The organism is Deltaproteobacteria bacterium (genome assembly GCA_021737785.1).
GTDB lineage: Bacteria > Desulfobacterota > DSM-4660 > Desulfatiglandales > Desulfatiglandaceae > AUK324.
Map to the genome: position 1 here is coordinate 1 of JAIPDI010000056.1, position 26,310 is coordinate 26,310.

At 56.4% G+C, this 26,310-nt stretch carries 23 protein-coding genes and 2 tRNA genes; 11 read left to right on the plus strand and 14 right to left on the minus strand.

From position 1 onward, the window contains the following. The first annotated feature begins 322 nt into the window (after positions 1 to 322). Positions 323 to 1,606: a glycosyltransferase gene (locus K9N21_20485; protein ID MCF8146292.1), complete on the plus strand. Its 1,284-nt coding sequence runs from the start codon at positions 323 to 325 to the stop codon at positions 1,604 to 1,606. A gap of 36 nt (positions 1,607 to 1,642) precedes the next feature. Here K9N21_20485 and K9N21_20490 read toward each other — a convergent pair whose 3' ends face one another. The 7 genes from K9N21_20490 to K9N21_20520 all read right to left on the minus strand — a co-directional run bounded on the left by K9N21_20490 (position 1,643) and on the right by K9N21_20520 (position 7,102). Beyond that, positions 1,643 to 2,854, minus strand: a complete 1,212-nt coding sequence (locus K9N21_20490) for an ABC transporter permease (GenBank protein MCF8146293.1) — start codon at positions 2,852 to 2,854, stop codon at positions 1,643 to 1,645. A gap of 15 nt (positions 2,855 to 2,869) precedes the next feature. Further along, complete coding sequence (locus tag K9N21_20495; protein MCF8146294.1) at positions 2,870 to 3,568, minus strand: ABC transporter ATP-binding protein; 699 nt, start codon at positions 3,566 to 3,568, stop codon at positions 2,870 to 2,872. Between the two features lie 3 nt (positions 3,569 to 3,571). After that, positions 3,572 to 4,864, minus strand: coding sequence for an efflux RND transporter periplasmic adaptor subunit (locus K9N21_20500; protein MCF8146295.1), 1,293 nt, complete (start codon positions 4,862 to 4,864; stop codon positions 3,572 to 3,574). Positions 4,865 to 4,892: 28 nt separating this feature from the next. After that, the gene (locus tag K9N21_20505; protein ID MCF8146296.1) at positions 4,893 to 6,356 is read right to left on the minus strand and encodes an efflux transporter outer membrane subunit; all 1,464 of its coding nucleotides are present in this window, start codon (positions 6,354 to 6,356) and stop codon (positions 4,893 to 4,895) included. A gap of 192 nt (positions 6,357 to 6,548) precedes the next feature. Continuing rightward, positions 6,549 to 6,624 (minus strand) — tRNA-Cys (locus K9N21_20510). 14 nt (positions 6,625 to 6,638) lie between these two features. Then, positions 6,639 to 6,714: transfer RNA gene (locus K9N21_20515), tRNA-Gly, on the minus strand. A gap of 97 nt (positions 6,715 to 6,811) precedes the next feature. After that, a complete protein-coding gene (locus tag K9N21_20520; GenBank protein ID MCF8146297.1) occupies positions 6,812 to 7,102 on the minus strand; it encodes a hypothetical protein in 291 nt (96 codons plus the stop codon). A 225-nt stretch (positions 7,103 to 7,327) separates the two neighbouring features. Between K9N21_20520 and K9N21_20525 the strand changes: the two genes are divergently transcribed. Together K9N21_20525 and K9N21_20530 are read left to right on the plus strand one after the other, a co-directional pair. Beyond that, positions 7,328 to 8,197, plus strand: coding sequence for an AAA family ATPase (locus K9N21_20525; GenBank protein MCF8146298.1), 870 nt, complete (start codon positions 7,328 to 7,330; stop codon positions 8,195 to 8,197). 83 nt (positions 8,198 to 8,280) lie between these two features. Continuing rightward, entirely contained in the window at positions 8,281 to 9,444 is a 1,164-nt protein-coding gene (locus K9N21_20530) for a VWA domain-containing protein (GenBank protein ID MCF8146299.1), read from the plus strand. On the opposite strand, the gene K9N21_20535 is transcribed toward K9N21_20530, so the two are convergent. The 3 genes from K9N21_20535 to K9N21_20545 all read right to left on the minus strand — a co-directional run bounded on the left by K9N21_20535 (position 9,438) and on the right by K9N21_20545 (position 14,248). Next, on the minus strand, positions 9,438 to 10,112 hold the full coding sequence (locus K9N21_20535) for an outer membrane lipoprotein carrier protein LolA (protein ID MCF8146300.1): 675 nt from the start codon (positions 10,110 to 10,112) through the stop codon (positions 9,438 to 9,440). The two genes, K9N21_20530 and K9N21_20535, sit on opposite strands and share 7 nt — an antisense overlap. Positions 10,113 to 10,114: 2 nt before the next feature. Next, positions 10,115 to 12,334, minus strand: coding sequence for a DNA translocase FtsK 4TM domain-containing protein (locus K9N21_20540; protein MCF8146301.1), 2,220 nt, complete (start codon positions 12,332 to 12,334; stop codon positions 10,115 to 10,117). A gap of 267 nt (positions 12,335 to 12,601) precedes the next feature. Further along, positions 12,602 to 14,248, minus strand: coding sequence for a ribonuclease J (locus K9N21_20545; GenBank protein ID MCF8146302.1), 1,647 nt, complete (start codon positions 14,246 to 14,248; stop codon positions 12,602 to 12,604). A 299-nt stretch (positions 14,249 to 14,547) separates the two neighbouring features. Between K9N21_20545 and K9N21_20550 the strand changes: the two genes are divergently transcribed. After that, complete coding sequence (locus K9N21_20550; GenBank protein MCF8146303.1) at positions 14,548 to 14,970, plus strand: single-stranded DNA-binding protein; 423 nt, start codon at positions 14,548 to 14,550, stop codon at positions 14,968 to 14,970. 21 nt (positions 14,971 to 14,991) lie between these two features. Here K9N21_20550 and tatA read toward each other — a convergent pair whose 3' ends face one another. The 4 genes from tatA to sucC form a co-directional block, all read right to left on the minus strand. Then, the gene (gene tatA, locus K9N21_20555; protein ID MCF8146304.1) at positions 14,992 to 15,186 is read right to left on the minus strand and encodes a twin-arginine translocase TatA/TatE family subunit; all 195 of its coding nucleotides are present in this window, start codon (positions 15,184 to 15,186) and stop codon (positions 14,992 to 14,994) included. Positions 15,187 to 15,264: 78 nt separating this feature from the next. Beyond that, on the minus strand, positions 15,265 to 15,648 hold the full coding sequence (locus K9N21_20560) for a hypothetical protein (protein ID MCF8146305.1): 384 nt from the start codon (positions 15,646 to 15,648) through the stop codon (positions 15,265 to 15,267). Positions 15,649 to 15,732: 84 nt separating this feature from the next. Beyond that, positions 15,733 to 16,608, minus strand: a complete 876-nt coding sequence (sucD, locus tag K9N21_20565; protein ID MCF8146306.1) for a succinate--CoA ligase subunit alpha — start codon at positions 16,606 to 16,608, stop codon at positions 15,733 to 15,735. Between the two features lie 141 nt (positions 16,609 to 16,749). Beyond that, positions 16,750 to 17,916 carry an ADP-forming succinate--CoA ligase subunit beta gene (sucC, locus tag K9N21_20570; GenBank protein ID MCF8146307.1) on the minus strand — a complete coding sequence of 389 codons (1,167 nt, stop codon included), beginning with the start codon at positions 17,914 to 17,916 and terminating at the stop codon, positions 16,750 to 16,752. 386 nt (positions 17,917 to 18,302) lie between these two features. Here sucC and K9N21_20575 point away from each other — a divergent pair, with 386 nt between their 5' ends. The 7 genes from K9N21_20575 to K9N21_20605 all read left to right on the plus strand — a co-directional run bounded on the left by K9N21_20575 (position 18,303) and on the right by K9N21_20605 (position 26,281). After that, positions 18,303 to 18,650: a hypothetical protein gene (locus K9N21_20575; GenBank protein MCF8146308.1), complete on the plus strand. Its 348-nt coding sequence runs from the start codon at positions 18,303 to 18,305 to the stop codon at positions 18,648 to 18,650. 96 nt (positions 18,651 to 18,746) lie between these two features. Next, entirely contained in the window at positions 18,747 to 19,328 is a 582-nt protein-coding gene (locus K9N21_20580) for an HDIG domain-containing protein (GenBank protein MCF8146309.1), read from the plus strand. 436 nt (positions 19,329 to 19,764) lie between these two features. Further along, positions 19,765 to 20,076 (plus strand): hypothetical protein, encoded by a 312-nt coding sequence (locus tag K9N21_20585; GenBank protein MCF8146310.1) that lies wholly within the window; start codon positions 19,765 to 19,767, stop codon positions 20,074 to 20,076. 96 nt (positions 20,077 to 20,172) lie between these two features. Beyond that, on the plus strand, positions 20,173 to 21,189 hold the full coding sequence (locus K9N21_20590) for a D-cysteine desulfhydrase (protein MCF8146311.1): 1,017 nt from the start codon (positions 20,173 to 20,175) through the stop codon (positions 21,187 to 21,189). An 84-nt stretch (positions 21,190 to 21,273) separates the two neighbouring features. After that, positions 21,274 to 23,679, plus strand: coding sequence for a hypothetical protein (locus K9N21_20595; protein ID MCF8146312.1), 2,406 nt, complete (start codon positions 21,274 to 21,276; stop codon positions 23,677 to 23,679). Between the two features lie 270 nt (positions 23,680 to 23,949). Beyond that, on the plus strand, positions 23,950 to 24,711 hold the full coding sequence (gene rpiB / locus K9N21_20600; GenBank protein ID MCF8146313.1) for a ribose 5-phosphate isomerase B: 762 nt from the start codon (positions 23,950 to 23,952) through the stop codon (positions 24,709 to 24,711). Between the two features lie 136 nt (positions 24,712 to 24,847). After that, positions 24,848 to 26,281, plus strand: a complete 1,434-nt coding sequence (locus tag K9N21_20605; GenBank protein MCF8146314.1) for a VWA domain-containing protein — start codon at positions 24,848 to 24,850, stop codon at positions 26,279 to 26,281. Positions 26,282 to 26,310: the final 29 nt, after the last annotated feature.

The window sequence follows — 26,310 nt, forward strand, 5'->3', positions numbered from 1 at the left end:
GTTCGTTATTCGGTAATGGCCTTTGGATAAAAGAGATCTTTGTGTCTTGGGTGCGGTGGTTAGACCGCGCTAGGGCATAGTCCTCAGAGTTTTTCATTTAATTGCCAGAATTCCTTAACTTTAGGCACTTTAGATCACTTTAGACATTTTAGTCACTTCTGGGTTGCGGGTATCCGCGTTAGGAATTGAGGGATTGGGGAATTTAGAAATTTGAGGATTGAGGGAGGGTGGAATGCCGGTTTTGCGGATTTCCGACTTGCGCCTTCCGACTCCCGACCTCTGATCTTTGCGCCTTTGGATAAGACATTGGGGAGGACATTTGATGAATTATGATTCGGCTTTGAGGACCTATACATCCAAAAGAATAGAAGAAATCGGATCCGCCGATATTCTGGTGGGGATCCCCTGTTACTATAATGAAAAAACCATCCAGCACGTTATTCAGATGGTGACCCACGGACTGGCCACCCATTACAATGACAAGCGATGCGTTATTTTCATCGCTGACGGGGGCTCCACGGACGATACCCGGGAAGTGGTAAAGGAATTTGAGATCAAGCCATGGCAGGAAAAGGTCATTTCCATCTATCGCGGCCCCGCAGGCAAGGGGTCTGCCTTCCGGTCCATCTTTGAGGCGGCCAAACGCCTGGATGTGGCGGCCTGCATGGTGGTGGATTCGGACCTTCGGTCCATTACCGGCGACTGGGTCAAGTATCTTCTGGAGCCGGTTCTGAGCAAAGGCTTTCAGTATGTGTCGCCGATCTATTCCCGTCACAAGTATGATGGGACCATCACCAACAATATTGTGTACAACCTCACCAGGACCCTGTACGGGCTTCGAATCCGTCAGCCCATCGGCGGCGACTTCGCCTTTGCAGGGGAATTGGCGGCCTATTTTATCGAGCAGGATGTGTGGGACACGGACGTGGCCCGTTACGGCATCGACATCTGGATGACCACCAATGCCATTGTGAGCAATTTCAAGATCTGCGAGGCCAACCTGGGGGTCAAGATCCACGATGCCAAGGATCCGGGCGAGTCCTTAGGACCCATGTTCCGCCAGGTGGTGCACACCCTGTTCGTCCTGATGGAGCAGTATGAATCCCATTGGAAGACCGTAAAGGGAAGCCGCACAGTCCCGATGTTCGGCCTGGACGGGTTCTCCGAACCCGAACCGGTGTCCGTCAATCTGGGGCGACTGGTGTCTGAGTACAAGACCGGTTTCCGGCAATTTAAAGGTTTCTATAAAGATATATTCTGTCCGGATTGCTATGAAACGCTGAAACGATGCGCCGCGATGGCCAAGACCAAATTCGTCCTGCCGATGAAGACCTGGGTTATGGTGCTCTATGAAACGGCCGCAACGTTTCATCATTGGAAGTACAACCGGACACAGTTGATCAATCTGGTCACGCCCCTTTATCTGGGCCGGGTCGCGTCCTTTATCAACGAGAGCCTGAAGATGAGCGCCGCCGAGGCCGAAGGTCTGGTGGAAGAACAGGCCCAAATATTTGAAGATCATAAGGACTATCTGATCGAGGTCTGGGATAAGGGGGTCAAGGGGGCAAGTCAGGAGGTGTCTCCAAGTAATATCACCAGCGCCTAAGAAGGTGCGGGCCTGGAATTTCTGTGTGAATCCCGCCTATTCGTAACGCAATGCCTCGATCGGGTCCAGCCGGGCGGCCTTTCTGGCGGGGAAATAGCCGAAGATAACGCCCACCGCGGCGGAAAAGGCAAAGGCGATGAACACGATGGCCGTCTGAAAGACGAAGGGGACGCCAAGAACTCGGGCGCCCCCGCTTGCCGCTCCAAGACCCAGGAGAATGCCGCACACCCCGCCAAAGGATGACAGCACCACCGCCTCCACCAGAAACTGCATGAGAACATCCCGCTCCCGCGCACCGACGGCCAGGCGGGTCCCGATCTCCCGGGTGCGCTCCGTTACCGATACGAGCATGATGTTCATGATGCCGATGCCGCCCACCAGAAGGCTCACGGCTGCCACGGCGCTCAAGAGGGCGGTCAAGACGCGGGTGGTGCTGGTGAGCATGGAAACGATTTCCTGCATGTCCCGCACCGTAAAATCGTCGGCTTTCCCCGGCGCGACGCGCCGGCGTTCGCGCAGCAGCCGCTCGATCTCCGCCTGGGCCTGTTTTGTGGGGTCGCCGTCCCTGACCGATACGGAGATGGAGGCCACATCCGTATTGCCGGCCAGTCGGCGTTGGAGGGTTCGGAGGGGAATGATCACCAGATCATCCTGATCGGTGCCGAAGGAGTTTTGCCCCTTGGGCACCAGCACACCGGTCACCTTGCAGGAGATTTTCCCCAGACGAAGGGTTGCCCCGATCGGATCCTGGCTTCCGAAAAGCGCATCCCTTACGGTTTGGCCCAGGATGCAGACCGCCTTTCCCGCCCTGGTTTCGCCCTCTGTAAACGCCCTCCCCATGGCCAGGGGCCAGTCCCGCACCGCCAGATATTCGGAGGTGGTTCCCAGGATCCTGGCGGACCGGTTTTCACTGCCGTAAATGACCTGGGACATGTGTGAGGCTATGGGGGCCACGGCCGACAGGCTGGAGACTTCCCGTTGAATCGCCGCCACGTCGGCGGCCTTAAAGGGCTGACTCTCCCCGCTGGCCCCGCCAGGCCCGTGTCGCGTCTGGCCGGGCCGGATATCCATCAGGTTACTCCCCATGCTGGAGATATCAGCGGTGACCTTGGCAGTGGCGCCCTGGCCCAGGGTGACCATGGTGATCACCGCGGCCACGCCGATAACGATGCCCAGGACGGTCAGGGCGGAGCGAAGGACATTCCGGCGGATCTCCCTCAACGCGAGTATGATGTTTTCCCAGAGCATCGATATAAGATCCCTTCAGTCTCCTTGAGGATCGTGGATCCGGCCGTCCACAAAATGAATCTTCCGCCCGGCGTACGCGGCCATGTCCGATTCATGGGTCACCATAATGATGGTGATTCCGCGATCCTGATTGAGATCCACCAGGAGGTCCATGATCTCCCGGCTCCGGACCGAATCCAGGTTGCCGGTGGGTTCATCGGCCAGGAGAATCTGGGGGTTGGTGACGATGGCGCGGGCAATGGCCACCCGCTGCTGCTGGCCCCCGGAGAGTTCGGAGGGCGTGTGGGTTTCCCATCCCCCAAGCCCCACGGACGCAAGGGAGGCCCGGGCCATTCTGTGCCGGGTGCTGCGGGAAATGCCGCCATAGATGAGGGGCAGCTCCACATTCTCCAGGGCCGTGGTGCGGTTCAGCAGATTAAACCCCTGGAACACAAAGCCCAGATAATGGCGCCGCAGAAGGGCCCTCTGATCCCGGGAAAGATCTTTCACCTCCACCCCCTCGAACAGGTAGCTTCCGGATGTGGGGGCATCGAGGCATCCCAGGATGTTCATGCAGGTGGATTTCCCGGAGCCGCTGGCCCCCATGACCGCGGCAAAATCCCCCCGGTGGATCCTGAGATCCACATCCCGAAGGGCATGAACCGCTGCCTTGCCGCTGCCGAAAACCTTGCTGACGCGGTTCAGTTGAATGATGGGTGACACGGATGCCTGCATGGGTTACCCCTTCCTGTCAATCCGGTGTTCCAGGATGACCTCCATTCCGGGCGCAAGGGCGTTGCCCATCACCTGGGTCTTTGCGCCGTCGCTGGCCCCGACCTGGATGGTCACGGCCCGGGGGTGTCCGTTTTCCAGTATCCAGATGCGACGACCGTTGCCGGCCGAGGGGGTTTTTTCAAGGGTGGCGCTCCTGCGCCTGGGTAGCCGCGGCATCAGCGAATATACCAGCGACCGGCTGGATTCATCCTTATTTTCCACCTGCGGCGTAAACCGGAATGCCGCATTGGGGATCAGGAGGGCCTCTTCCACTTTTTTCACAATGATGTCGGCGGTGGCCGTCATGCCGGGTCGCAGGGAGAGGTCCTTGTTGTCCAGCTTCAGGATGGTTTCGTAGGTGACCACGCCGTCCGTGGTATCCGACCCGTAACAGACCCGGGTGATCCTGGCCTCGAACCGTCGATCAGGATAGGCGTCCACCACGAAGGTGGCCTCCTGATCCTCCTCCACCTGCCCCACATCCGCCTCATCCACGTCCACGTTCAGCTCCATCTGGGCCAGGTCTTCGGCCAGGGTAAACAATACCGGGGCCGTCATGGAAGCGGCCACGGTCTGTCCCGGTTCCACACGCCGGGCCAGGACCACGCCGTTCATGGGGGACCGGATGATCGATTTGTCGAGGTCTGTTTCCGTGCTTTTCAGGGTGGCCTGGGCCTGGGCCACAGCGGCCGTTGCGGCTTTTTCGTCGGCCCGGGCCCGGGCAAGGGCGGCCTCGGCCGCGTCCATGTCAAAGAGGGAGGGAACCTTGTTGCCGCTCAACTCCCGCACATGCCTGAGTCTGGCCAGATTGCTTTCCGCCTCCCGGATGGTGGCCTGGGCCTGCAGGACCTTTGCCTTTGCCGAGGCCACTTCCGCCTTGTTTTTGGCGTGCTGGGCCTCCAGTTTGCTGGTGTCCAGCCGGGCCAGGACCTGATCGATCTCCACCCGGTCGTTTTCCTCCACCAGTACCGATCGGATGATCCCGGACAACTCGCTTCCCACGTCCACCTGGTTGGTGGGCTCGAGATTGCCCGTGGCGCTCACGGTGACCGTGAGAGGTCCCTGTTCGATCTTTTGGGTCTTGTACCGGGCCGACGCAGGGGGTTCCATATTTTTGAAGGCCAGTGCGCCGACCACACCTCCCAGAAGGAGGAAGACGGCCAGGAGGGTCCATCCGAGCCATTTTCTGCGCCGAGGTCCCTCTGTTATTTCGAGGGTTTCCGCCACGGAGCAAGGCGATTCATTTTTTCCGGTCATATGATCTTCCACCTTCAACGTGATATTTCTATTCTCCGGTCATTTCGGTCCAGCCGCCGCCCAGGGCCTTGTACAGGGTGATCAGGTTGGTGGTGACCGCGGCCTCGCTCTGGGCCAGTTGATCATCAAAGGAAAACCGGGATCTCTGGGCGTCAAGGACCCCGTCGAAATCGATGATTCCGGCCTCGTATTTATTCTGCGCCAGTGTCACCGCCTGCTGGGCCGCTTCGCTGGCCTGCTTTAGGGCGGCTCGACGGTTCTGTTCCTCTGCATAGGACTTCAGGCTGTTTTCCACCTCCTCCATAGCCAGGAGGATGGCGGATTCATAACGGACAAGGGCCTGCTCCTGAAGGGCGGTCTGAACCTGTATGTTCTGCCGGATGGCCCCCGCGTCAAAGAGGCGCCAGGAAAATGCAGGACCGATGCTGTAGGTGAGGCCGTTTGAAGAGGCAAATCCGCCGAAGGACAGGGCCTCAAGTCCGATGGTGCCCAGAAGCGAAAACTTGGGATACAGTTCGGCCGTGGCCACGCCGATCCGTGCGGTCTGGCCTGCCAGTTCCCGCTCGGCCTGCCGGATATCCGGCCGTCGCCGGATGCACTCGGCAGGGATCCCCACCGCCACCTGCATCGGGGTTACCGGAATGGGCGCGGATGTCGCCAGTTCTTTATGGAGTTCCCCGGGTTCTCTTCCCAGGAGGACAGCGATCCGGTTCAGGGAGGCCGCCAGCCCGGAACGGAGGGTGGGCACCTGGGATCGGGTATTTTCCAGGTTGTAACGGGCCTGCTCCATGGAAAGGGCATCGCTCAGGCCCGCCTGGTAGCGCCATCGGGTGAGCTGATGGGTCTCCTCCTGGGCCTTGAGATTGGCCTCTGCCACGGCCAGCCGGGCCTGATAGGCCCGCATCTCCACATAATTCAACGCCGTCTCGGCGGTCAGGCTCACCAGCACATCCCGAAGGGACGCCTGGCTGGCCTGGAGATCCGCATCCGCCGCCTCCACGGACCGGCGTATCCCGCCGAATACGTCCACCTCCCAACCGGCGTCAAAACCGGCGGCATAGAGGGTGCGCTCCGTGCCTGCCCCGGTCTCTTCGCTCCCTTTACTTCGGGTTAGCTTGCCGGATGCGTCCACCTCGGGAAACAACCTGGCTTTTTCTATCCCCCGCCTTGCACGGGCTTCCCGAACCCGTGCCCTGGCCGCTTTCAGATCCAGATTGTCTGCAACGGCCGCTTCCATGAGTCTTGACAGCAGGGGGTCGTCGAGGGTGTGCCACCATTGCGACAGGGCCTCCTGATCTACGGCCCTATCCTCGAGGCCCCCTTCCAGCGGGGTATGCCATTGAGACGATATCTGCTTGTCCGGCAGCTCATAGTCGGGTCCAACGGCCGCGCACCCACCCAGAAACAGCAGGACGAGACACGGAAACACGATAGATCTGATTTTGAGGGGTGGTTGCCTGCCCTTGTTGGATCTTTTCACGTTCACTCCCATTTGAGGACCTTTCTCTTCTTATCACCTGATTTCGGTATCGTTCAGGGGCGCACAATAGTTACAAGAAGCGGGAGGTTTTGTTAAAAAGATCCGCGTGATCTGGTGGCTGGGGCTGGATCGGGCTTCTGCAAAAGTACAAAAAAAAGGCCTGTAAGTTTTTAATTCAACTCACAGACCTTAATTCGATGATATTGGAGGCGGCAACCGGATTCGAACCGGTGAATAACGGTTTTGCAGACCGCTGCCTTAGCCACTTGGCTATGCCGCCGGTCTTATCATTTATGGAGCGGGAAACGGGACTTGAACCCGCGACAATCACGTTGGCAACGTGAGGCTCTACCAGCTGAGCTATTCCCGCATGCCTCCTATTTAACAACAGAGAGATCCTTTGTCAACAAAAATTCGCAGGGGGATAGGAGGATAAGTCCGTGTCCCTTCAGGCGATCAGCTTTCCATCAGCAGTTGGATTCGGCGGTCTCTTCAATAAGTTCGGGAACGACCTCGGGAAACGGCTGGGTGAGGTGGTCCTGGAGAAAATCGATAATGTCGGCCATGGATTTTCGTCTGTCAACAAAGAGGTGGTATTCCCCCCGTATGGTGCAGATGCCCCCCTTCAATCTCAATCCGGCTGCCTCAAGGAGATCGTAATGTATCTGGATGCCCTTTGTGGCCGCCATCTCCTCCAGTTCCGTCAGGCGCTTTTGAAGTGCAGGGGAGGGGGTTTTTTTTCTTTTCTTGGATTTCATATGTCCTGTAGATTCCAAAGTGTTGACGACGGCGATATCATACCGTATAGATCACCTCAACGCAAGTGCGCAGGGGAGAGCATCCGCAATTCTCATCGCCAATAGGTGAAAATTCGCAGTTCTGTGAGAGGGGCGTCCCCGCCGCGAGGTCGATGCTGGAAGCCTCTCACACAAGATTAAGGAGGTCCTGTGTTGTCGCCAAATTTCGAATCGATCGATCAGGTAATGAATGAACTGGCCGAGTCCCATTACATTGCGGACCGCGCCCTTGCAACGGTCCTCTTTCTGGCACACCGGCTGGAAAAACCCGTTTTTTTAGAGGGAGAGCCGGGGGTTGGGAAAACAGAGGTGGGGATTGTCATGTCGCGCCTCTTCGGGACGGAATTGATCCGGCTCCAGTGCTACGAGGGTCTCGACGCCGCTACCGCGCTTTATGAATGGAATTACCCCAAGCAGCTTCTCCATATCCGGTTGGAGGAGGAGGGCAAGAGGGACCGGGAAGAGATTGAAGAGCTGATTTACGGCCCCCGTTTTCTGATAAAGCGGCCCCTTTTGGAGGCCATATTGATGTCCGAAGAAAGGGCGCCCGTGCTCCTCATCGATGAAATCGACCGCTCAGACGAGGAGTTTGAGGCCTTCCTCCTGGAGGTGCTTTCGGATTTCCAGATCACCATTCCCGAGATCGGGACCATCAAGGCCAAAAGAAAGCCGCTGGTGGTGGTCACCTCCAATCGTACGCGCGATGTCCATGACGCCCTGAAACGGCGATGCCTCTACCACTGGATCGATTATCCCTCTTTTGAAAAGGAATATCGTATCCTGATGACCCGTCTTCCGGGCATCGACTCCCGTTTCGCCGAACAGGTGACCCGCTTCATGCAGAAGGCCAGGACGGTCGATTTTCTGAAGAAGCCCGGGGTTTCCGAGACATTGGACTGGGGCAGGGCCCTGATGACCATGCAGAGGGCATTTCTGGATGAAACCGTCGTTCTGGAGACCCTCGGGTGTTTTCTCAAGTACCAGGACGATATCAAACGGTTCAAAGAGGAGATATGGGCGGATGCAGGACAGCGGGGTGAATACCTGGGTGGTTAAGAATTATGAATGAGGAATTAAGAAGAAGAAGGAAAAGGGGAGCGACTGACAACGATGACGCGGGGCCGAATGGGCGTTGACCGATGACGAGTGAGCAAACCACGCTGGCAGGAGAGGTGATTCGTTTTGCCGGGTTTCTCAAGGGACGCGGCTTCAGGGTGTTTCAGAGCAGCGTCCATGACGCCCTTCGAAGTCTGGAGGAGATATCCCTGGAGGAGAAGGGAGATTTTTTTCATTCTCTTCGGACCAATCTGACCGCCACGGATCTGGAGTGGGTCCAGTTCGAGAATCTCTTTGATCAGTTCTGGGGCCGGGCAGGCCGGGACCAAGAGGCCGCCGCGGAAGACCGAAGGCAGGACCCCAAAACCGGACCCCCCCCATCTGTCACGGAAGATCAATTTCTTCCTGATGCCCCTGCCGATGCGTCGACACTAACCGATTCGGATGACAACAGACAGTGGCTGGAAGGGATTGCCTACAGCCCGGTGTCCATGGTCCGGAAAAAGGATCTCGGCCGTTTCAACCAGGGCGATATCCCCATGGCGGAGCTTGCCCTCAGGCAGATGATGGCGCCCTTCAAGATCCAACCGTCGCGGCGGACCAAGAGAGGGAGGAGCGCCGGAAACCTGGATTTTCCCGCCATCATTCGGAAATGTCTCAAGACAGGGGGAACACCCTTTGAAATCTTTTATAAAGAGAAGAAGAAGCGGCTCAAACGGCTGGTGATCCTGGCCGATGTGAGCGGGTCCATGGACCGATATGCACGATTTGTGATGCCGTTTCTCCTGGGACTTCGGGGAATCGGGTCGCGGGCGGAGGTCTTTGTCTTCTCCACGTCCCTCACGCGGGTCACCTTTTTAATCCGTCACCTGAGTGTGGAAAAGGCGTTGGCACGGATCGCCGATGAGGTCCCTGACTGGTCCGGAGGCACACGGATCGGATATTCCCTTCATCAATTCAACCAGAAATACGGCGACTTCCTCCTGAGCCGGAGGACGGCGGTGGTTCTGTTAAGCGACGGGTGGGATCTGGGGGGAAAAGACCTCCTGATGCGGGAGATGGCTTTTCTGAGCCGCAAGGCCCATGCCGTCATATGGCTCAATCCCCTGGCAGGGGATCCCGCTTATGAGCCCCTCTGTCGCGGCATGAAAACAGCGCTGCCCTATGTGGACTATTTTCTCCCGGCCGACAGCCTTCAGAGTCTCAAGCGGGTGATTCGCCTCCTGTCCAGGGTGATGGGTCACTGACCGTCTCCCTCTCTGATCAGCTTTACGCCTTCCGGGGGGGCAAACCGGAAGAAATCCTCTTCAAACGCTCTTTCTTCAGAGAGCTCCCCCAGGGTGAAGAGGGTGACGGTCCCCAAGGTATTGTGGATTTTTATGGAAGTAATTCTGTACTGGGAGGTGGTGGTTACCGTGATTCGCGCGATGTCCTGCCAGGGCGGATCGGGAATGAGTTCAATTTCATATTCCCCGGACGGGGTCCGACCCTGCAGGACCACCTGAAAATTGTTTTCCACATGGGCAAGGCCCCGGAATATGTCGCTCAGCAGGCGCAGTTCCTTTCCGAACTCATTCGCAGGATATCTGTAGGCCGTTTTCTGGTCGGGGACATACCACCACAGAATATCCTGATTGGCGACAATGGTCTCCGGTTTGGGCGCTTTCTGCTCCAGCCTCAGAAAATGGGGGTGTTTGAAATAGATCGTGCCCGAGGCGATATCCCCCTTGGCCTCGCCCCCCAGCATGCTCATGGACCGGGTGATGACCTCTCTGTGGTAGGGCACGGAAAGACCCGGAAGGTGACCGTAGGTCTTCTGAATGCCTTCCAGGATAGTGGTGAGACTCTCATCGGCCATGGAAACGCCCTGGAAGAGCGATATCATCGCCAGACACAGGATCAGCCGTTTTGCCATTTTCACTCCGCCTTCCTGCCGTAAACATCCCGCGGCCGGACCCCGTCCGAGGGACCGACGATCCCCTGTATTTCCATAACCTCGATCATCCTGGCGGCCCGGTTGTAGCCGACCCTCAGTTTGCGTTGCAGCATGGAAATGGAGGCTTGCCCGGTTTTGGAGATAAGATCAACGGCTTCTTCGTATTTTTCATCGAATTCCAGCTCTTCCTTCGGGTCCTCTTCGTCGCTCGCAATGTGTGAAAGGATGGTGGCGTCATAATCCGGGGTTTTCTGCTGCTTCAGGAAGTCGGTCACGGCCCTGACCTCCTCCTCCGAGACGTAGGCCCCATGAATCCTCATAATACGGCCCACACCGGGCGGCATGAAGAGCATATCCCCCTCCCCCAGCAGATGCTCCGCGCCGTTGGTATCCAGAATGGTTCTGGAGTCCACCTTGGATGAGACCTGAAAAGAAAGTCGTGTCGGGAAGTTGGCCTTGATGATCCCTGTGAGGACATTGACCGAGGGGCGCTGGGTGGCGATAATCAGATGGATGCCGGCAGCGCGGGCCATCTGGGCCAGTCTCGTGATGGCCTCCTCCACCTCTTTGGACGACACCATCATCAGGTCGGCCAGTTCATCGATAATGACGATGATATACGGGAGTGTTCTGTCGACCCCCCTCGAGGTGTCCTCGTCGGGCAGGGGTGTTATCGCCCCCACGATTTTCCGATTATAGGTTTCAATATTTCTCACCCCCCTGTCGGACAAGAGCATGTAACGCCTTTCCATCTCTTCCACCACCCATCGAAGGGCCTTGGTCGCATCCTTCGGCTGGGTTACCACCGGGTGGAGGAGGTGAGGGATTTCCTGGTAGGTGGAAAGCTCGATCCTCTTGGGATCGATCATGAGGAATCGTACCATGTCCGGTGAGACCTTGAAGAGGAGGCTCTGGATCATGGTATTGATCGAAACGCTCTTCCCGGTGCCGGTGGCCCCTGCCACCAGGAGATGCGGCATCTTTGTCAGATCCGCAACCACAGCGGCCCCTGTAATGTCCTTGCCGAGGGCGATGGCGAGTTTGTGTTTGGAGTTTTTGTAAGTGGCGCTGGAGAGGATCTCTTTCAGATAGACCACTTCCCGCTGGTTGTTGGGAATTTCGATGCCGATAGCCGCTTTGCCCGGTATGGGGGCCACGATCCGGATGCTCTGGGCCCTGAGCGTCAAGGCCAGATCATCGGAGAGATTGGCCACCTTGCTGATCTTGACCCCGGGGGCCGGCTTATATTCGTACATGGTAATGACCGGTCCGGGAAGGATCTCCACCACCTCTCCCTCCACGCCGAAATCCGCAAGCTTTCTTTCCAGACGACGGGCATTCATCTCGAGGGTTTCCCGCTGAACATGGATATTTTTCTGCTCCGGGGGATCTCTCAGCAAATCCAGAGGGGGGAGTTTGAATTCTCCGACAACATTCATGAACGGGAAGTCTTCCTGCTGTGGAGCGGGGTCTGTTGTCGGTTTGGGGTCTAAAATGGTCACCTTGGGTTTCAATTTGATCTTGTGATGCGCCACCTTGGTCTTCCGGATGCGCTTTTTCCTTTCCTTTATCTTGGTAACCATATCCCTTGCCCGTCTCAGAATGCCGAGTATGGCCAGCCCCATTCCGGTGAAGATCCGTCCCAGGGAGAGATGGGTGACCACCATGAGCGAAACGAGGAATACGGTGGCAAGGAAGACATAGCTCCCGAAATGGTTCAGAACACCCTGAGCCCACCCGGCAAGATGGAGTCCCACCAGTCCGCCGGCCGCCATGCGCCCTTCACGAAAGGCTACTTCGCCGGGGAACTGGAGATTCAAAATGGCGGAAAAAGAGGCGAGGAGGGCGGCTATGGCAATGAGGTTCAACAAGGGGGACGCGACGGTGCGGCCTCGAAACGTCATAAAGGCGAGGACCAGGAGGGTGATCGCCAGCCAGAAGGAGGAGAAGCCCAGGAGGTCGAACAAGATGCCGGCCAGATGAGAGCCGACGGCCCCGAACAGGTTGTGGGCCTTGCCTATTTCGCCGGTGACATTCCAGAACAGCCTGTCGTCGGGATGATACGACAGGAGACTGCCGGAGAGAAGGATGGCCAACAGCAGGAAAACAAGCCCTGCGATCTCTTTCTTAAGAGGATGTGCCGGCCTGTCCTGTTGTGCTTTCGCATCGGATTTGCGGCTGGAATGGGTTTTTCTGGTCATTTCATATTAAGGCGATTACAGTTTCAGAAAGGGTGGTCTTCGAAATTAATATGTGAAAACAGGGTGCTCGGTCAAGATCCCAAGGCGGCCGAACAGCCGCAACCAAAAAAGGTATTGGTGCACATCCCGGCAATTTTTGAGCGCGCGGGGGAGTCTCTTTGTCCCGCCCAAGGGCGGGACATTAAAATGGATACATAACGCTCGGCGACCGCCCCAGGGCTTTGAATAGCTTCTCCGCAGGGTGCAGAGAGGTCACCATCAAAGATTTTAAATCGCGATGATCACCGGAGTGATCAAAGGGCTTCGGCCGATCACCTTGTAGAAAAAGCGTTTCAGTCTCCTTGCTATTTCCGATTGAACCGTGCTGCAGTCCATTGGTGAAGGGCGCTCCAGTTCATCAAGCACCTCTAACACGATACATTCTGCGTCTTCAAGGATAAATTGTCCCTCCTCCTCAAATACAAAGCCGCGCGAGATGATTTCCGGCCCATAAACGGTCTCCCCTGTCTCTGCATTCACTGCCAGGAGGATCACCACCATCCCGTGCCGGCTCAGTTTTCTCCGCTCTTTGAGGATAATGTCGCCGATACCGCCGACGCCTTTTCCATCCACGAGAATCTTGCCCGTGGTCACAGGGTCACCCAGTTGTATCCTGTTGTCCTGAAAACAGATAACATTTCCATCTTCAGCAATCAGGACGCGGTCATCGGCCATCCCCGTCTCCAGGGCGATCTGGGCATGTTTTACCATATGCCGGTATTCACCATGGATAGGCACAAAATAACGGGGCTTTACCAGACTCAACATGCATTTGAGCTCTTCCCTCTTGGCATGCCCGGAGGTATGAATGTCGGAGACCTTTTCATAGACCACGTCCGCGCCTAAACGGTAGAGCTTGTTGATAACGGAGGTAATGGCCCGTTCATTGCCGGGGATGAACCTGGATGAAAGGATAACGGTGTCGCCGCGTTTTATCTTAACGCCCTTGTGCCTGCTCTGGGCCATGCGGGTCAGGGCGGACATCGGTTCCCCCTGGCTCCCTGTGGTAATGACCACGATCTCCTGGTCAGGAAACCGGCTGATCTGGTGTTCACTGATTTCAATATCTTCAGGCAGGTGGATGAATCCCTGCTGGGTGGCGATGCCCACGTTGGTGATCATGCTTTTTCCGTTAAACACCACCTTGCGGTGGAATTTGTCCGCCAATGAGATCACCTGCTGGATCCGCGTGATATTGGAGGCAAAACTGGCAATGATCAGCCTCCCCCGGGAGGTTTGAAACAGGTCTCCCAGGGTCTTCGTAACCTCCTTTTCGCTGAGGGTATACCCCTCCTTTTCTGCATTGGTGGAGTCGGAAAATAAGGCCAGCACCCCCTTCTCTCCGAAGTGGGCAAAACGGATCAGATCCGTGAACTGGGCGTCCACGGGGGTGGCATCGATCCTGAAGTCACCGGAATGGACAAGTATCCCTTCGGATGTCTCGATGGCCAGGCCCACCCCGTCAACAATACTGTGATTGACGCGAATATATTCCACCCGGAATGGGCCGAGAGGGGTGACGTCCCCCGGTTTGACCAGACGAAGGTCGGCCTCGATCAGATAATGCTCCTTCAGTTTTTCTTCCAGGAGCCCCAGGGTGAAGCCGGTGCCAAATACGGGGACGGGGAAGTGCCTGAGAAAGAAGGGGACAGCCCCGATATGATCTTCGTGGCCGTGGGTGAGGATGATTCCCCGGATCTTCTCTTCATTTTCTTTCAGATAGGTAAAATCGGGGATGACGAGATCCACACCCGGCATGTAGTCATCCGGGAACATCAGCCCCGCATCAATGACCAGAAGATCAGAGCCCTGTTCCACAACCATCATATTGAGACCGATCTCTCCCAGTCCCCCCAAAGGGATTACCTTGAGCATCTGTTCTCCTTGGCGCCTGCCAGGCAGCCCGGACCTCGCGGCCGGACACTTCCGAGGATAACTTCCGTGTTGCCTGGGCAAGTGAAATATTCTTTTGAAACAGGAGCTTAACCTTTTAAAGCGTTTCCGTCAATAGAGGATGCATCTTTATTTGCGCTCCCCCGAAAAAAAGGAATCCGGACGGGGTGACATTATGGTAAATGCCTTTGACCTGAATCCATTTATTATGCTATGAAAAACAGAAAACCACAATTGAAGTTTCAACTCCCCTGAACCGGAAACAAAAAGGAGGCCGAGAGATGGCGGGAATAAACAAGGTGATTTTGGTTGGCAGGCTGGGAAAAGATCCCGAGGTGAAGTATACCCCCGACGGCGTGGCAGTGGCTGTTTTCCCGATCGCCACCTCCGTGGAGTGGAAAGACAAAAACACGGGGGAAAAAAGGGAGAAAACAGAATGGCATCGGATCGAGGCCTGGAGACGTCTGGGTGAAATATGCGGGGAATACCTGCACAAAGGGAAACAGGTGTATATAGAAGGGAGGCTGCAAACCGATTCGTGGGAGGACAGGGATGGGAATAAGCGATACTCGACAAAGGTGGTCGCCCGTGAAATGCAGATGCTGGATTCCCCGGGGGGAAAAGCTGAAAGAGAAGACTACCAAGGTCAGCAGCCTCCTCTCGAAGAACCGGTAAACGTACCGGAGGACGATATCCCCTTTTAGGGATCGGCGATGCGGTTTTGCTTATGCTTCGTCCTCTTTCTTCTTGTCCTTGTCATCGGGGGCGGGGATTTCCTCTTTGGTCTCATTGGTCGCCTTCTTGAAATTCTTAATCCCTTTTCCGATGCCGCTGCCGATTTCCGGCAGTTTGCCCGCCCCGAATATGATCAGAATGATAATCAAAATAATGATCAATTCCGGCATGCCTATCCCAAACATTGCGCTACCTCCCGCCTTGGAAACCCCTGTTCACCTCGGTTCGCGCAGGGGTTGATTTCTTCTCAAAGTAACTTTCACTTATTCTGTTATGTTCGTAAAATTAAAGGAACTTCTAAACTTATTTATCGAACGTTGGTAATTGATCCAGCATGTCCAGAGTTCGATCCATTCAGTGTTGTGCCAAAAGATATCCGATTCGACCTCCCCTTTTCGGGATGCCTCCATAAATGCCTCATATTCGAAGCGGCAGCTGTCACATAGAGTGAATTCCATCAGGGAAGCCGGCGGGGAATCCGATGGTTCGGATTGATCTATATGCCGGTTGCACATGGCACATTTATACTGGCACCCGGAGCATTGCAGGACCCGCTGCACGGCCTCAAATCTGTCGCGATACTCCCGGACCTGTTCTTTCCGTTTCTTGTCTTTGAGTCGGGAGGTGATACTCAGTACTTTTTCCATCTTTTCCTGCTCCGCTTAATTATGGTCGATTAATTCACACTACCACCATGTATAATCGGAGTCAAGAACGGCCATGCGCACGGATCACGCCTTCTCCATGACTTCCTGGACCGTTTTCCCAAGGGTTCCGAGATCCATGGCCACTGTAATGCCGGCAGCCTGAAGGGCGTTTATCTTGTCTTTGGCCATGCCCTGACCTCTGGAAATGATGGCCCCCGCATGGCCCATCCGTCTCCCCGGAGGGGCGGTCAGCCCGGCGATGAAGGCGATAACCGGCTTGTCGAAGGTCTCCCGAATATAATCCGCAGCTTCTTCCTCCGCGGTGCCGCCGATCTCTCCGATCATGACAACGCCTTTGGTCTCCGGATCTTCTTTTAAAAGGCGGAGGTGGTCAATAAAGGTCGTCCCGATGATGGGATCTCCCCCGATGCCGATACAGGTGGATTGGCCGAGGCCGATCCGGGTCAATTGCTCCACGACCTCGTAGGTCAGGGTGCCGCTTCTCGATATGACTGCCATCGGGCCCGGCGTGTGGATGGGACCGGGCATGATCCCCACTTTGGTTTTTCCCGGTGAGATAACGCCGGGACAATTGGGCCCGATGAGGCATGATTTTCGGTTTCGCAGGACCCCGGCCACCTTGACCATGTCCAGGATGGGGATGCCTTCGGTGATGCATACAATAAGGGCGAGCCCTGCCGAGGCCGATTCGATAATGGCGTCCGCTGCAAACGGGGGAGGCACGAAAATGCAGGACACGTTAACGCCTTCCTGCGCTACAGCCTGCTTGACCGTGTTATATACCGGTACGCCTTCAACCGTACTTCCGGCCTTGCCCGGCGTTACACCCGCTGCCACCACGGTCCCGTATTCCAGCATCCGCTGGGTATGAAACGCCCCTTCCCGGCCTGTAATTCCCTGTACAACCACCCTGGTGTGTTCATTGACCAATATGCTCATGATTTCGCGCCTTGCCGTTCCTCAAATCTCATCCAGAGGTTTCGCAGATTTCACGGATTAATGATCTCTCATCCCAGCATTCCAGCATCCCGGAATCCCTTAATTTCTAAATTCCTCAATTCCCAAAAACCCTGAATCCCTTTACGCGACCTGTTTCGCCACCAGCGCGGCCGCCTCCACCAGGTCTTTGGCCACGAAAAATTTCAGCTTCGAATCCTTGAGAATCGCCCGTCCCTCTTCCACATTGGTCCCCTCCATCCTGACGATCAGGGGAACCCGAATCCCTGTCTTCCGGGCCGCTGCAACCACGCCCCGTGCCAGGACGTCGCATCTCAGAATACCTCCGAAGATATTGATCATGATGGCCTTGACGCGTCTGTCCTTGATGATGATTTCAACACCCTTGGTGATCATATCCTCGCTTGCCCCACCGCCCACATCCAGGAAATTGGCGGGTTTCGCCCCGGCCATCTTAATCATATCCATGGTGGCCATGGCAAGACCGGCGCCATTGACCATTACGCCGATGTTCCCCTCCAGACGGATATAATTGAGATGGTATTTGTCCGCCATCAGTTCCAGGGGGTCCTTTTCTCTTGTGTCCTCCAACAGGAGGAGTTCCTTCTGCCTGTACAGGGCGTTGTCATCGATATTGATCTTGGCGTCAAGTGCATAAAGCTTGCGATCCTTTGTCAATGCGAGAGGATTGATTTCCACGAGGCTGCAGTCAAGGGTCATGAAGATCTTGTATACGCTGCCCATGACGGCCATCAGCGATCTGACCGCCGCGACCGGCACCGGCGGATCCAGGCTGTAGATGAGGTTCCTTGCGTTGTGGATCATCCATCCGGCAGTGGGATCGATATATTCTTTCAGAATAAGGTCAGAGGAACTGATGGCTGCCTGTTCGATTTCCATGCCGCCCGCCGGGCTGAAGATCATGGTGGGACACGCAGTGGATCTGTCCACCACCATGCCGAGATAGTACTCCCTGTCGATTTCCACCCCCTCCTCGATAAGGACCTGATTGACAGTGATTCCGTCAGGCCCGGTTTGGGGGGTGACCAGTTTGTTGCCGAGAAGCGATTCTGTCGCCGTAACCACCTCGTAGGGATATTGCACCAGCCTGATCCCGCCCCCCTTGCCCCTGCCGCCGGCATGGATCTGGGCCTTGACCACCCAGGGCGGACCGTTGATGATTTGCGTGGTCTTTGTCGCCTGATCCGCGGTCGTCACCAACTGCCCGTTAGGAACGGTTATTCCCGATTTTCCGAGGATATCTTTTGCCTGATATTCGTGTAATTTCATATCAACGTCCTGTTGTCAGATTCCCATCGGATCCCGATGATAGGCGGGAGACCTGCTGATCCCGTATACGATGATCCCTATGTATAATCCTTCAAGCAGATTGTCAAGGGATGTTTGGCCGATGGGACGTGCCGGAGTCTTCCCCTCCTATTGCCGGAATCAATATGGCGGTGTAAACGCGCCAGGCGGAATGGGAATGGATCCCAAAGGTCAAAGCAAGACATCCGGTAACCGGCCGGGTATATAAATCCCAGACGTTTATGTTGACACACGGCATGCTTTGAAAGATACTTCTTTGAACCGAAAAGAAGGGCCGTATTGATGAAGGTACCCGTCCGTCAGCGGCCGCAGACCTGACCCGGACATCGCGCATTAAGGAGGAATCCATGGACAAAGAGACCTTTTACGAATATCAGACCAACAATGCCTATGGCGACGGCATCCTGCTGGACGAATACAGGAATGAGTTTTCCCTGGTGTCAGCCAAGCGCAAGGACGGAAAGACCTACATGGAATGGGTGTTTCCACAGAAGAAGGACGGCAGCAAGCAACCGATAGACAAGAGCCTGCCGTGGAAAATCAAACTCGGTCCCAAGGATGAAGCCATCAAGGTGCTGCGGTTTTTCCTGGCACAACTGGAGGGGGCGCCCGCTTATACGACCGATGTCCAGGATGATGTCCCCATCGGAGAACCGCCTCCTGAACCCCCCTATGAAGACGATATCCCGTTTTAGCGGCGTTGAGCGGGGAATACCTGTTGCGCCATGGCAGAAACAAAAAAGACCCCACGTCGGTTCTGACCGGCCCTATTCATTCAGGAGGTGACACCTATGAGTGAGAAAATCCCGAGCAGAGAGGAGGCCTATGCACTCCTTACCCGATACAATCAGAGCGACAGTCTCATCAAGCATGCCCTGGCAGTGGAGGGGGTGATGCGCTATTTTGCCCGGAAGCGGGGGGAAGATGAAGAGAAATGGGGCATCATCGGTCTGGTTCACGACCTGGATTACGAGCAATATCCGGAAGAACACTGCAAGAAGAGCGAAGCGATCCTTCGGGAAAACCAGTGGCCTGAGGAATACATCCGGGCCGTGATCAGCCACGGGTGGGGGATCTGTTCGGATGTGGCGCCACAGAGCGAGTTGGAAAAGGCCCTGTATGCCGTGGATGAACTCACCGGCCTGGTGGTGACGACCGCGCTGGTTCGGCCTTCCAGGAGCGTCCTGGATGTGGCGGCCAAATCGGTCAAGAAAAAGTGGAAGGACAAGCGGTTCGCGGCCGGGGTGGACCGGTCCATTATTGAAAAGGGCGCGCAGATGCTCGGGGTGGAATTGACGGATCTGATTACAGATACCATTATGGGCATGCGGGAGGTGGCCGATCAGATCGGATTGCGGGGGAGCATATCCTGAAACAGGATGAAACACTTCACCCCCTGTGATGGCTGTTTCAGATCCACGGTGCTGCCTGGAGATCGGGAGACTCAAGAAACGGTTACGCGGCATCGGGCGCTGCCTCTGCCCGGAAGCCGCACAGGCCCGCCCGGCATGGCAACGCATGGGCACGCAGCTCAGACAGAAACGGCTCAAAGAACAAACATCCAACATCGAATGTCGAACGAAACGGTATTGAGCAACCACTATCCAGTATCAAATATCCAATATCCAGTGTATCTTCTCAATAAACCGGGGTGAATACTTTCTCCACAGACTTCCTGGATTCCGGCCTTCGCCGGAATGACGGGGGGGTTGGGTTGTTTCGTCATTCGGGCGAAGCCCAGAATCCAGTCGGGTTACCCCCAGTTATTGAGATGTTACTATCCAGTTTCATAGGGCAAGAGGGCATGAGATGAAGATCAAGGTGGAAGGCGAGAAGATCGTCAAGATCGTAAAGAAGATAGAGGGTATCGAGATCGTATTGGAAACTCCCGTCGATGCCAAGGAGGGAATTGACCTCATTCTGCGCAAAAGCGACCTGCTCGCCCAAGACGCCTTCGGGGGGCTGAAGGATATCAAGGTCACCGCCTTTCAGGAATACAAGACCTCGGCAGTGGATTACAAAATGGTCTTTCTGATCGAGTTCCTGTTTGAAGAGGACGTGCCGCTGGAGACAAGGGCCTCGGCGATCCGGGAATTTCAGGCCCTTTTTGACAGGGTATAGCCGGACCCCATGAGGGTGTGTTTCTTGGTGTCTCCGTATCTCTTTTGTGGGATTTCTTTTTAATTCCGGTTTGTCCGGGTAAGGCAAGGAGGGAGTATGAACCTGGCGCAATTCCCCAGACGGCGTTACACACAAGGACAGACGCCCATAGAAAGGCTCCCGCGGTTCTCAAAAGTCCTGGGCGGTCCTGACATCTATATCAAGCGGGACGACCTTCTCGGTCTGGCAGCCGGGGGGAACAAGACCCGCAAGCTGGAGTTCCTGGTGGCGGATGCCCTGGCCCGGGGGGCCGATACCCTGATCACCTGTGGGGCTGTTCAGTCCAATCACTGCCGGTTGACCCTTGCCGCGGCAGTGAAAGAAGGCCTGAAATGCCGGTTTGTCCTGGAGGAGCGGGTGCCCGGCAGCTATGACCCGAAGGCCGGCGGGAACATCTTTCTCTACCACCTCCTGGGGATCGAACAGATCCAGGTGGTTGCGGCCGGATCGGATCTGATGGCAGAGATGACGCAGGTGGCCCAAAAACTGGCAACAGAGGGCCGCAAGGGGTATATCATTCCGGTGGGCGGTTCCAACGCCATCGGCGCCGTGGGGTACGTGGCCTGCGCCCAGGAGATCCTTGACCAAACCTTTGAGATGGGGCTTGACATCGACGCGGTGGTCTGCGCCAGCGGGAGCGCAGGGACCCAGGCGGGACTGGTCACCGGATTGCACGGTTGCAGTATGAATATCCCGGTGATCGGGATCAATGTCAGCCGGGCCCGGGAAGAACAGGAGGACATCGTCTATGGCCTGGTCAGAGAAACGGCCCGACATGTGGGTGTCCATTTTGACATCGAACCGGATGCGGTGACCTGCTTTGGAGACTATGTGGGCCCCGGCTATTCTCTTCCTACCCCTGAAATGGCCGAGGCCGTGACCCTCCTGGCAAGGACCGAGGGGATCCTTCTGGACCCGGTCTATACGGGGAAGGCCATGGCCGGCCTGATCGACCTGGTTCGAAAGGGTTATTTTAAAACGGACAGCAAGATCCTGTTCCTCCACACGGGCGGATCGCCGGCCCTGTACGTGTATCGGGACTATCTGCTTCGAACGGGGAGCGGGGAACGCTGAACTCGGAAGATTCAAATGCAGGCTCATGACAATAACCGATAAGGGATTACCCATAACCGACAACAACCGGGAGATCTCCCGTCCATGACAGCGTACCATCTGGGCATTTATATGGGCCACGACACCGGTCTGGCCATCGTAGACGACCAACTGAACATCCTGTGGGTGTTTGAAGAAGAACGCTTCAACGGGGAGAAGATGACCTATTTCAACCCCTATTTCTCCCTTAAAGAGATGCTGAGGCTGGATTTCAGGCATTTCCGGTCCATCAGCTTCGGATTCAATCCGGATGAGAGAGAGGCGGATTTTCTCAAAAAGTTTGTCCGATTCCAGAAGGTGCGCGCCGCCGAGGTCCTGGGGTATCTCTCGGGAAAAATCGGCTGGGACGAGGTTTGTTACGTGGGGCATCACGACGCCCATGCAGCCGGGGCCTTTTATCCATCGGGGTTTGATGAGGCCCTCATCCTGGTGGCCGATGGGACCGGTGAATCCGAGTCCACCTCCCTCTATGCGGGGAAAGGCCATGAGATCTCACGCATATCCTGTGAGTTGACCAACGATTTTTCCCTGGGCATCCTCTATCAGTATTTTACCGAGTGGCTGGGCTATCGGAGCCACAATACATCTCAGCACTGCGGTAAGATTATGGGCCTGGCGAGTTACGGCAGCCCTGTTTACAAAGACCGCGTTCGCGGGCTGTTGAAGGGTAACGGGTCTGATTACCGATGGCCCGGCGGGTCTCTTCTGAAGATGAGGGGGGAGATGGCCCGGGTACTGGGTCCGCCCCAGCCCAAGCCGGTCGATGGTTTCAATCCGCTCCAGGCGGATGTGGCGGCCAGCATTCAGGCCCTTCTGGAGGAGATCCTTATTGAGAGGCTGCAGCAGGTCCAAAAAACCCGACCTTTCAAGAACCTCTGCTTTTCAGGCGGCGTTGCCATGAACAGCCAGCTCAACTATCAACTCCTGAAATCGGCGGTCTGTGAAAATCTCTTTGTACAACCCCTTGCCTCTGACAGGGGGATCGCCCTGGGGGCGGCCCTGGCATCGGCCGCCGGGATGGGAGGACGGAGGACGGAGGCAGGGAGAAAGCAGGGAGCAGGGAGCAGGGAGCGAGGAGTCACCCGCAGTCAATACCCAGTGCCGGGCATTAATACCCATCCAGTATCCAGCATCCAGTATCCAGCATCCGGCATCCAGCATCCGGCAGGCATCTACCTGGGATACGGGGAGACCAACCCCAGGAGAGAACTGGATCGGCTGATCCGGGCCTATGACCTCCCCGTCTATATTGAGCATGAGGACCTCTCGCCGCGGGAAGCGGCCGAGTTCCTTGACTGCAATCAGATTATCGCCCTGTTTCAGGGGCGGCAGGAAATCGGTCCGAGGGCCCTCGGAAACCGGTCTATCCTGGCCGCCCCGTCCATCGAGGCACGGGACAGAACCAACCGGCTTGTGAAGTACAGGGAACCCTGGAGGCCTTTTGCCCCGAGCGTCCTGGAAGAAGAGGTGGGGAAGTTCTTTGACATGGACCGGCCCGAACCCTTCATGACCGTGATCTACGGGGTCCTGCCGGAGATGAGAAGGGGGATTGAAGGGATCACCCATGTGGACGGGACCGCCCGGCTCCAGACCGTGAACCAGAGGCAGAACCCGCTGTTTTATGAAATCATCCGGGGCTATCATGAGATCAGCGGCATACCGATGGTCCTCAATACCTCTTTTAATATCAATGGCCAGCCGATTGTCCGGTCCGTCTACGATGCGGTCCTGACGTTTCTCTGCTGCGGCATCGACGGTCTTCTGATCGACAGGACCCTGGTGCGCAAGACGAGGGACCTGTCCAAGGACCATATCAACCGGCTGGACCGCGTTCTTTCCGAGGCGACCCGGGAGGCTTCCGGTCTTGTACTCAATATCCTGGATTACAGCGAAGAAACCGAGACCCTTCTCTCAAGGCTGCTCGACTGCGCCTGTATCAAATTTCGCAGGGATTATGGTGCGAAACCGGTTTCAAGATGTTATATCAGCGGCCATACCAAGATGAGCTGGAACATCATTTCCAGGATGGAACCGTACGTAAGAGAATTTGTCTATGGGAATTCGGAGCGGCCGCACATGGAAGGGGGCGAGATCTGCGTCATGATCTCAGGAAACAGGCTTATCGAGGCCTCGAGTCGACCTACACGGACCTATGTCAAATTTGATCGCAATGTGTTCAGAGATCTCATCGAGACCTGTGCCCACCATCCGGACAGCGACAGGTATCTCCTGCTCGACCGGGAATATCACCTGTTTGACATGGATTATCTGAAGAGCCGCTTTGACGGTTCCGGGGCGAACGGCCTTCCGGTGGAGACATCGGACCGTCGGCCCGGGGTTTCCCCTGTGGGCAAAGGGGACCTCCGGTCGATTCCCCCGGATTCCGCGGACAAGTCCCCGACCCCTCCGGGTGAACATGAAGATATGTACGAGACACTGGCAGACGCATGACACGGATGGGATAAACTCTTTCGGTGGTAACTTCTCTCCACCCTGCGGAGAATTTGGTTGTCAGCCGGCGCGTGGGGGTCTTTTTCCCCGACTGGGAGGCAATCCTTCCACTGCACAGGTACCCTTCCGTCATTCCGGCACGGTTTTGGCCGGAATCCGGAAAACCGCCGGAGTGGATTCCGGCTAAGGGAATGCCGGAATAACGGGACAGCACACAGCCGTTTTCGTTGGGGGCGTCCGCATTGGGGGATATTAATGACAGGAGGCGATATGAAGATTTCAATCGGTTCGGACCATGCAGGATACCAGTATAAGGAGATGATCAAGAAATATCTTGAGGACAAGGGACATGCGGTGCATGACTTCGGCACGGATTCGGATACGTCGGTCGATTATCCCCCGTTTATACGCGCTGCGGCCTTGGCGGTCCAGAAGGGGGAATGCGATCGGGGCATTGTCCTGGGGGGATCCGGCAATGGGGAGGCCATGGTGGCCAACCGGCTTAAGGGCATCCGGTGCGCCCTCTGCTGGAACAGGGAAACCGCCCTCCTTGCCAGAGGGCACAACGACGCCAATATGCTCTCCCTGGGCGCCAGGATGATCCCGGCCGATCTGGCCCTGGAGATCGTGGACGTCTGGCTCAATACCCCCTTTGACGGCGGGCGTCATATCTCCCGGATCCGGCAGATCGATGACACCCCCACAGGCAAGGATACGCCCGGCCGGGGCACAAAAGACGGACCGGCTGAAGGGGTCAGGTCATCCATCGTCCGAGGGGATGGACCTTACCGGGAGGACACTGAAAATTATGACCTTCTCATTGCCTTCCGGTATATCAAGTACATCGAAGGCAAAAACAGCATCGAGTTTCAAGTGGATCCGGGAATAAAGACGCCGTCGCTGATTCATGTCCCGTCCCAGGACCGGTGGAATTCGGAGTTCCCGGAATGGGCCAGGGATCGGAGGGATGAGATCCTCGGCCGCATCAAGGAAAAGACCCTGCACATGAAATTGGAATTCAAGGATTTTTGAGAATTGGGGGCCTCGCCCAATTGAAAATAGTGGAATGCTGGATTTCCGGAATGGATGGGCTGGAAAACGTTGCGCCTGCGGCGTGATTCAGTTTCTCTGATGTCACGTTAAACGTGGTTTGGACAGGGGGGGTACCATGGCGAAGAGATCTTTCCTATACACGGTTGTTTTATGTGTTGCGATCCTGTGGTTGTCGCTGCCGGCCCATGGCAGGGAGATGCCCGAGGTGATGTTCATCCTGGATGCATCGGGGTCCATGTGGGGACCGGCGGGCGATATTCGTAAGATCGAGGCGGCCAAGGAGGTCATGGCCAAGGTGGTACCGGCACTGCCGGACGGGGTCGGGGTGGGTCTGACCGTCTACGGCCACCGCAAAAAGGACGACTGCAGCGACGTGGAGATCATGATCCCCTCAGGATCGACCGACAGGGCCGGGCTTCTGGCCAAGGTCAAGGCGATCCGTCCCAAGGGGATGACGCCTATGGCGGCCTCGGTCAGCATGGTTGCCGATGCGTTGAAGCTCAAGGAGGGGGAGACCACCATCATCCTGGTCAGCGACGGAATCGAGACCTGCGACAAGGATCCCTGCGCAACCATTAAGGGGCTTAAGGATTCGGGCATTAAGTTCATCCTCCACGTGGTCGGTTTCGGGGTCGACCAGAAAGGGAGAGACCAGCTCACCTGTTTCTCCGAGGCCGGCGGGGGGACATATTTCCAGGCGACCGACGCCCAATCCCTCCTGGCCGCTTTAGAGACGGTCCAAAAAGAGGTCGCGGTCAAGGTGGAGGAGGCCAAAACCACAACGGTCAAGGCCCAGACCCGATTGGGCAAGCTCAAGATCACCATGCCAGAGTCGGCAATCAAGACCCAGGGCGAGATTAAAATCGTCCGCGTCAAGGATAACAAGGTAATCAAACTGGCCAAACCCGAGAGCGAAGGAACCCATCCCCTCCTGGCCGGGGAGTATGAGGTGGTTCTCCAGTTCAACAACACCAACTACAAGCCGGCCAGCGAGGCCTCTTTGGGCCGGTTTGAGGTCAAAGGGGGAGAGGTCACGGAGATCCATTTAGGCGCCATGGTGCTCAACAAGGCCAAGGGATTAGGCGATGCGGCCGAGGCCGTCGTTATCCTGCCCGCGGGGAGCGACACGCCTTTTGTCCGGAACGATGCCGGCGGCAATGATTACTATCTCTGGAGGACCAAACCGCTTCCGGCCGGGACCTATGATCTGGGCGTGGTGTACGGCAGATCGCCCGACCTGTTCAGGGTGGTCAAGGGGATCGTCATCGAGGCGGGAAAGGAGACCGTGGTGACGCTGGACTCGGGCATCCAGATCACGCCCAACCCTCAGATCGTCTCCTGGCAATTGACCCCTTCAGGCCGGGAGGAGTGCATCCTCAAGGTAAAACGCCGCTGGGACAACGACTACCCGCTCTGGAAGGCATTTCCGGTCACGCCCGGTACATACGATCTCGGGGTTTTCCTGAAAGGGATGGATGAACCGCTCCCTGCAGGGGAGGGCATTGAGATCAAAAAGGGCGAAGTCCTCCTTTTTGATCCCGGGCTGTAAAAAAGAAAGGGTGATCATGGTTTCGGAAG